The sequence below is a fragment of the Bradyrhizobium sp. 61 genome (assembly GCF_023073075.1).
Classification (GTDB): Bacteria; Pseudomonadota; Alphaproteobacteria; order Rhizobiales; family Xanthobacteraceae; genus Bradyrhizobium; species Bradyrhizobium barranii.
Genome location: NZ_JADPIU010000099.1, coordinates 43,742 through 50,300, shown reverse-complemented (window position 1 = coordinate 50,300; position 6,559 = coordinate 43,742). Strand labels below are relative to the sequence as shown.

5 protein-coding genes are annotated in these 6,559 nt (G+C 64.1%); 3 read left to right on the top strand and 2 right to left on the bottom strand.

What is annotated here, in order from left to right; genetic code table 11:
- On the bottom strand, nucleotides 1-105 hold a 105-nt coding region (locus tag IVB46_RS39425; protein ID WP_143199629.1), incomplete at its 3' end, for an NAD-binding protein.
- A gap of 192 nt (nucleotides 106-297) precedes the next feature.
- Between IVB46_RS39425 and IVB46_RS39420 the strand changes: the two genes are divergently transcribed.
- Complete coding sequence (locus IVB46_RS39420) at nucleotides 298-1,365, top strand: acyltransferase family protein (RefSeq protein WP_247345295.1); 1,068 nt, start codon at nucleotides 298-300, stop codon at nucleotides 1,363-1,365.
- 4 nt (nucleotides 1,366-1,369) lie between these two features.
- Here IVB46_RS39420 and IVB46_RS39415 read toward each other — a convergent pair whose 3' ends face one another.
- Nucleotides 1,370-2,341: a quinone oxidoreductase gene (locus IVB46_RS39415; protein WP_247313901.1), complete on the bottom strand. Its 972-nt coding sequence runs from the start codon at nucleotides 2,339-2,341 to the stop codon at nucleotides 1,370-1,372.
- A 97-nt stretch (nucleotides 2,342-2,438) separates the two neighbouring features.
- Between IVB46_RS39415 and IVB46_RS39410 the strand changes: the two genes are divergently transcribed.
- Together IVB46_RS39410 and polA are read left to right on the top strand one after the other, a co-directional pair.
- Entirely contained in the window at nucleotides 2,439-3,284 is an 846-nt protein-coding gene (locus IVB46_RS39410) for a LysR family transcriptional regulator (RefSeq protein WP_063979841.1), read from the top strand.
- Nucleotides 3,285-3,386: 102 nt separating this feature from the next.
- Nucleotides 3,387-6,440, top strand: a complete 3,054-nt coding sequence (gene polA / locus IVB46_RS39405) for a DNA polymerase I (protein ID WP_247345292.1) — start codon at nucleotides 3,387-3,389, stop codon at nucleotides 6,438-6,440.
- Nucleotides 6,441-6,559: the final 119 nt, after the last annotated feature.

The window sequence follows — 6,559 nt, the reverse complement described above, 5'->3', positions numbered from 1 at the left end:
CTTCTTCTCGTCCTTGTCGACGCAGGTGACGTCGTGACCGAAATCCGCAAAGCAGGCTCCGGACACCAGTCCCACATAGCCCGTTCCGATCATCGCGATGCGCATGAAAAACCCTGTTCCAGCTTGGTTAACGAAACCCCAACTCGAGCGGTTTAGCATTTTCCTGAGGGGAGAGAACAGCCCGGATGCAAAAACCGGCACGCGAATTGTACCGGTAAAGAAACCTTAAACCGCAAGGCTTCACACTGCGCCACGTCCGCACAGAGCCGGGCGGACCGCGCCTCGAAACGGGACACCATGGCATTATCAGGCACAATCGCCGCGAGCGGGCTTTTCAAGGCCCCCTCGGCCGCGCGTGTCGACTGGGTCGACTATGCCAAGGGCATCTGCATCGTCATGGTCGTGATGATGCACTCGGTGCTGGGGGTGGAGATCGCGGCCGGCCAGACCGGTTTCATGCATGTCGCCGTGGCCTTCGCAAAGCCGTTCCGGATGCCGGACTTCTTCCTGATTTCGGGCCTGTTCCTGCCATTGGTGATCGATCGGGACTGGCGAACCTATCTCGACCGCAAGGTGGTGCATTTCGCCTATTTCTATGTCGTCTGGGTGACAATCCAGTTCGGCTTCAAGGCACCGGCGTTCGCGGCGGAGACGAGCTGGCGCGAGGCCGGCTTGCTGTATCTGGAATCCTTCGTCGAACCGTTCGGCACGCTCTGGTTCATCTACCTGCTGCCGATCTTCTTCGTCGTCACAAAATTGACACGGCGAGTCCCGCCGCTGGCGATCTGGCTCATCGCTGCCGCGCTGGAGACGGCGCGGATCTCGACCGGCTGGACCGCGATCGACGAATTCTGCGCGCGCTTCGTCTATTTCTATCCGGGATATCTGTTCGCGCCTTACGTGTTCGCGCTGTCCGATCGCGCGCGCAACCATCCCGCACTTGCGCTGGCGGCGCTCGCGACCTGGGCGCTGGTCAATGCGGGCCTCGTCGCGCTCGGCGCCAGCGAATGGAAGATCGTCTCGCTCGCGCTCGGCTTCGCTGGCGCCTGCGCCATCATCACGATGGGCACGCTGCTCGCGCGCGCACAATGGTTGAACTCCTTCCGCTTCTGCGGCGAGCATTCGATCGTGATCTACCTCGCCTTCTTCCTGCCGATGGCGGCGACACGAACGCTACTGCTGCGCACCGGCGTCATTCCCGACATCGGCACGGTATCGCTGATCGTCACCATCGTCGGCGTGATCGGATCGCTCGCGATCTGGCAGACCGCCCTGCGGCTGCACGCCGACTTCCTGTTCGAACGGCCAGAGACATTCTGGATCGCGCCGAAGAAGGCGAGCGCGCGGTTGCAGCCGGCGGAGTAGGCGATCAGGGCTTCAGATAGAGAGCCCCGACCGTGCGCCCGGCCTCGAGGTCAGCTTGCGCCCGCGCCGCGTCGCGTAGCGGGTAGGCGTTGCCAGCCAGCCGCAAGACGCCATCCGTTAGCGCTGCGAGCACGTGCTCGGCCGCACGCCGATATTCAGTCGCATCATTGACATAGGCCATGACACTTGGACGCGCCAACATCAGGCTGCGACGCGGCCCGAGGTCGTTGACATCGATCGGCGGGATCGGACCGCCGGACTGACCGATGCTGGCCACCACACCGAATGGCCTCACGCAGCCAAGCGTCCTTTGCAAGGTCGTTCCGCCGATGCCGTCATAGGCAACGTCGACCCCACGCCCACCGGTGATATCCGCGACCGCGGCAGCGAAATCGGCATCCCGCCCAACGATGGTGTGATGCGCACCAGCGCCTCGGGCGATTTCGGCTTTGGTCTGCGATCCCACCGTCCCGATCACCACGGCACCCAGTGCACTGGCCCAGCGGGTCAGCAACTGACCGAGCCCGCCGGCGGCGCTGTGGACGAGAATCGTTGTGGCACGACCGACAGGAAAGACACGATCGAGCAGCATGTGCGCTGTGATCCCCTTGAGGAACGCTGCAGCCACCGCTTCGTCGGCTACCGTCTCAGGCAGCTTCACGCAACGCCAGGCTGGCAGGTTCCGTTCGGATGCGTAGGCGCCGACCGGCGCTCCCGCGTAGGCGATGCGGTCGCCGACCTCAAGGCCCGTCACGTCCTCGCCGAGCGCGGCGACAACTCCGACCGCCTCGACGCCAGGAACGGCTTCAGGTGGAAGCGCGTAGAGGCCCATGCGCTGATAGATATCGATGAAATTGACGCCGATCGCGGTCTGGCGGAGCCGGACCTCGCCGCGTGCCGGTGGCGCCAGATCGACCGTTGCCAGTTCGAGCTGCTCCACGCTTCCTGGTGCCTTCAACCTGATGATCTCGGCCATGAATAGTCCCTTTCGTTGCCAATAAAAGAGACTATGGGATCATTCCAAATTCTGCGAAACTGCTCAAAGTTGAATTTGTCTTGTGAGATTTTGCACAATGCTCGATTGGTCCGACCTGCATCATTTCCTGGCTCTGGCGCGCGAGGGAAGCCTGTCGGCGGCGGCAAGGGGTCTCGGCGTCGACCATGTGACGGTGGCCCGCCGCGTCGCCGCGCTGGAAGCATCCATTTCGCTCAAGCTCGTCGATCGCCGACCACGCAGTTACGTTCTCACCGAGGACGGCAAGCGGATTGCGGCGATTGGCGCGCAGATGGAGGAGATCGCCTTCGCGGTGGAGCGCGCGGCACGGGCAGCGAAGCCGGAACTCGACGGGGAGATCTCGATCAGCGCGCCGCCCTCACTCGCCAATATCCTGATTGCTCCAAAGCTGATGCAGTTGCGCGAGCAGTATCCAGGCATCCTCATCAAGCTGATCGGTGAGAAGCGAACGGCTTCGCTCAGCCGCCGCGAGGCCGATCTGGCGCTTCGCCTCTCTCGTCCGACACAGGCCGGGCTGATAGCCCGCAAGATCGGCCATTTCGAGTTTGGCCTTTACGGCGCGCCGTCCTATCTGAAGGAGACGCCACCTTATGCGTTCGCCTTTATCGCTTATGATGCCAGCATGGATGACACCCCGCAGCAGCAATGGCTGACGGATATCGCGGGCACCCGCCAGATCGTGCTGCGGACCAATGACCTCGAAAATCAGGCCGCTGCGGCCCGGGCCGGCGTTGGGCTTGCGGCGCTGCCGCGGTTTCTAGGCGACCGCGATCGACAGCTCGAACGTTGCAACACCGACCGCAAGCCTGTCAGTCGCGAGGTCTGGCTCATCGTCCATAACGACTTGCGCCGCGCGCCGGCGGTGCGCGCTGTCGCAGGCTTCCTCGAAGGCTGCCTGCGATAACTGCACCGCAAAGCGCGGCGCTGCCAGGATTTGCCTGTGCGCGCCTGCAAAATCAGGCCGGTGGAGGCTGTCTTTTGCCGCAAAAATTCATACATTGCGGCCATGCCCAAAAGCTCCCCAACGACATCCCCGAAGACCGCCGCCAAAGCCGACACCAAGCCCGCTGCTGACAAGCCTGCTGCCAAACCGGTCGCGGCGAAGGTGGCCGGCAAGGGCGACCATATCTTCTTGGTCGACGGTTCCGGCTACATCTTCCGCGCCTATCACGCGTTGCCGCCACTGAACCGCAAGTCCGATGGCTTGCAGGTCAACGCCGTGCTCGGCTTCTGCAACATGCTGTGGAAGCTGCTCCGCGACATGCCTGAGGACAACCGCCCGACGCATCTGGCGATCGTGTTCGACAAGTCGGAAGTCACCTTCCGCAACAAGATCTATCCCGAGTACAAGGCGCACCGGCCGCCCGCGCCCGATGATCTGATCCCGCAATTCGCGCTGATCCGCGAAGCCGTGCGCGCCTTCGATTTGCCCTGCCTGGAACAGGGCGGCTTCGAGGCCGACGATTTGATCGCGACCTATGCGCGGCAGGCCAGCGATCGCGGCGCCCACACGACCATCGTGTCCTCCGACAAGGATCTGATGCAGCTCGTGAACGACAGGATCATGATGTACGACACCATGAAGGATCGCCGTATCGGCATTCCCGAGGTGATCGAGAAGTTCGGCGTGCCGCCGGAGAAAGTCGTCGAAGTGCAGGCGCTGGCCGGCGATTCCACCGACAACGTGCCCGGTGTGCCCGGCATCGGCATCAAGACCGCGGCGCAGCTGATCGTCGAATATGGCGACCTCGAACAGCTTCTGTTCCGCGCCACCGAGATCAAGCAGCCGAAGCGGCGCGAGGCGCTGATCGAGAATGCCGAGAAGGCGCGGATTTCGCGCCAGCTGGTGCTGCTCGACGACAAGGTCGAACTCGAGGTGCCGCTGGACGATCTCGCAGTGCACGAGCCCGACGCGCGCAAGCTGATTGCCTTCCTGAAGGCGATGGAATTCACCACGCTGACACGCCGCGTCGCCGACTATTCGCAGATCGATCCCGCCAATGTCGATGCCGATGCGTCGAACAGCAGCGGCGCCAGGGCCGGCGGCGACGCCGCCAAGGCAAAAACGTCAGAGACCTCCGGCGATCTTTTCGCCGCTCCAGCCGCGACCGCAACGGGCGGCGACAAGGGCGATAAGTCGGCCGGTCTCAAGGGCTCGCCGATTTCACTGGCCGCCGCGCGCGAAGAGGCGCTGCGCAAGCTGCCGGTCGACCGCAGCAAATACCAGGCGATCAAGACGCTCAAGGAGCTCGACGCCTTCGTCGCGCGCATCCATGACACCGGCCATGTCGCGATCGAGACGAGAGCCAACTCCATCGATCCGATGCAGGCCGATCTGTGCGGCATCGCGCTGGCACTGGCGCCGAACGAGGCCTGCTACGTGCCGCTCGCGCACAAGCAGTCCGGCGGCGGCGCCGGCCTGTTCGACGCGGGCCTCGCGCCGGACCAGGTCAAGCATGCCGACGCCATCGAAGCGCTGCGGCCGGTGCTGGAATCGGCGGGCATTCTCAAGATCGGCTTCGACGTCAAGTTCACTGCCGTGATGCTGGCGCAGCACGGCATCACGCTGCGCAACGCCGACGATGCGCAGCTGATCTCCTATGTGCTCGATGCCGGCCGCGGCTCGCACGCGATCGAAGCGCTCGCGGAGCGCTGGTTCGGCCACGCCATGCTGAAGGAGAGCGAGCTGCTCGGCAGCGGCAAGGGCAAGATCACCTTCGACCAGGTGCCGATCGACAAGGCCGCGCCGCTGTCGGCGGAAGGCGCCGACATGGCCTTGCGCGTGTGGCGCGTGCTGAAGCCGCGCCTCGTCGCCGAGCACATGACCGCCGTTTACGAGACGCTGGAGCGGCCGCTGGTGTCGGTGCTCGCGCGCATGGAGCGGCGCGGCATCTCGATCGACCGCCAGGTCTTGTCGCGGCTATCAGGCGACTTCGCCCAGACCGCGGCGCGCGTCGAAGCCGAGATCCAGGAGATCGCGGGCGAGCCCGTCAATGTCGGCAGCCCCAAGCAGATCGGCGACATCCTGTTCGGCAAGATGGGACTGTCCGGCGGCACCAAGACCAAGACCGGTGCGTGGTCGACGACCGCGCAGGTGCTCGACGAGCTTGCCGAGCAGGGCCACGACTTCCCGAAGAAGATCCTGGAGTGGCGCCAGGTTTCGAAACTGAAATCGACCTACACCGACGCGCTGCCGACCTACGTCAACCCGCAAACCCATCGCGTCCACACCACCTACGCGCTGGCCGCGACCACGACGGGCCGGCTGTCGTCGAACGAGCCGAATCTGCAGAATATTCCGGTGCGCACCGAGGACGGGCGAAAGATCCGCCGCGCCTTCATCGCGACACCGGGACATAAGCTCGTCTCCGCCGACTATTCGCAGATCGAGCTGCGGCTGCTCGCCGAGATCGCCGACATTCCTGTCCTCAAGCAGGCGTTCAAGGGCGGGCTCGACATTCACGCGATGACGGCCTCCGAAATGTTCGGCGTGCCGATCGAGGGCATGCCGAGCGAAATCCGGCGCCGTGCCAAGGCGATCAATTTCGGCATCATTTACGGCATCTCGGCATTCGGCCTCGCCAACCAGCTCGGCATCGCGCGCGAGGAAGCCTCCGCCTACATCAAGAAGTATTTCGAGCGCTTCCCCGGCATCCGCGCCTACATGGACGAGACGCGCGACTTCTGCCGGAGCAACGGCTATGTCACCACGCTGTTCGGCCGGAAGATGTACTATCCCGACATCAAGGCTTCGAACGCCTCGGTGCGCGCCTTCAACGAGCGCGCCGCGATCAACGCACGGCTCCAGGGCACCGCCGCCGACATCATCCGCCGCGCCATGACGCGGATGGAGGACGCCCTGGTCCAGAAGAAGCTGACGGCGCAGATGCTGCTCCAGGTGCACGACGAACTGATCTTCGAGGTACCCGACGCGGAAGTCGAGGCGACGCTGCCGGTGGTGCAGCACGTGATGCAGGACGCGCCGTTTCCGGCCGTGAACCTGTCGGTGCCGCTGCATGTCGATGCGCGCGCGGCGAAGAATTGGGACGAGGCGCATTGATGTCCCCACCAGCACGGTGTCGTCCCGGCGAACGCCGGGACCCATAACCACAGGATCGAGTTAGGCGAAGATTGCCCATGACGATCCAGCCTCAAACTCCTCCCTGGGGGTATGGGTCC

What these genes read in the sequence shown, in the direction of transcription:
- IVB46_RS39420 (WP_247345295.1), top strand. Translation starts at nt 298, where the DNA reads ATGGCATTATCAGGCACAATCGCCGCGAGCGGGCTTTTCAAGGCCCCC.
- IVB46_RS39415 (WP_247313901.1), bottom strand. Translation starts at nt 2,341, where the DNA reads ATGGCCGAGATCATCAGGTTGAAGGCACCAGGAAGCGTGGAGCAGCTC.
- IVB46_RS39410 (WP_063979841.1), top strand. Translation starts at nt 2,439, where the DNA reads ATGCTCGATTGGTCCGACCTGCATCATTTCCTGGCTCTGGCGCGCGAG.
- polA (WP_247345292.1), top strand. Translation starts at nt 3,387, where the DNA reads ATGCCCAAAAGCTCCCCAACGACATCCCCGAAGACCGCCGCCAAAGCC.